This window comes from Microcoleus sp. B4-D4 (assembly GCF_036705185.1).
GTDB lineage: Bacteria > Cyanobacteriota > Cyanobacteriia > Cyanobacteriales > Microcoleaceae > Microcoleus.
This window is the reverse complement of the sequence record NZ_JAUBTX010000016.1, coordinates 499-1,285: the sequence shown is the minus strand read 5'-3', so window position 1 is coordinate 1,285 and position 787 is coordinate 499. Positions and strand designations below refer to the sequence as shown.

Here is a 787-nt window from a genome sequence, read left to right as displayed (position 1 = left end):
CACGGGTCATAGTTTCCATGTAAAAGCAGTGGCGATCGCACCCGACGGTAAAACAGCGATTTCCGGTTCATCCGATCATACCCTGAAAATCTGGGACACCGAGACAGGCCGGGAACTCAAAACTCTCACCGGTCATAGTGGCGAGGTAAAAGCAGTGGCGATCGCATCCGACGAAAAAACAGCGATTTCCGCTTCCGATGATAATACGCTGAAAATCTGGGACACCGAGACAGTCCGGGAACTCAAAACTCTCACGGGTCATACTGACCAAGTAACAGCAGTGGCGATCGCACCCGACGGAAAAACAGCGATTTCCGCTTCAAGGGATAAAACCCTGAAAATCTGGGACACCGAGACAGGTCGGGAACTCAAAACTCTCACGGGTCATACTGACCAAGTAACAGCAGTGGCGATCGCACCCGACGGTAAAACAGCGATTTCCGCTTCATGGGATAGTACCCTGAAAATCTGGGACACCGAGACAGGCCGGGAACTGAAAACTCTCACGGGTCATAGTTCCTTTGTAACAGCAGTGGCGATCGCACCCGACGGTAAAACAGCGATTTCTGCTTCTTACGATAAAACCCTGAAAATCTGGGACACCGAGACAGCTTCAGAACTGAAAACTCTTACGGGTCATAGTAACTCGGTACTAGCAGTGGCGATCGCACCAGACGGTAAAACAGCGATTTCCGCTTCTTACGATGAAGCCCTGAAAATCTGGGACACCGAGACAGCTTCAGAACTGAAAACTCTTACGGGTCATAGTAACTCGGTACTAGCAGTG

1 protein-coding gene is annotated in these 787 nt (G+C 50.6%); it reads left to right on the top strand.

Annotated features, from left to right (window positions below; all coding sequences use genetic code 11):
• Positions 1-787: WD40 repeat domain-containing protein (locus QUB13_RS14235; protein ID WP_333381827.1), on the top strand; the 787-nt coding region annotated here is incomplete at both ends.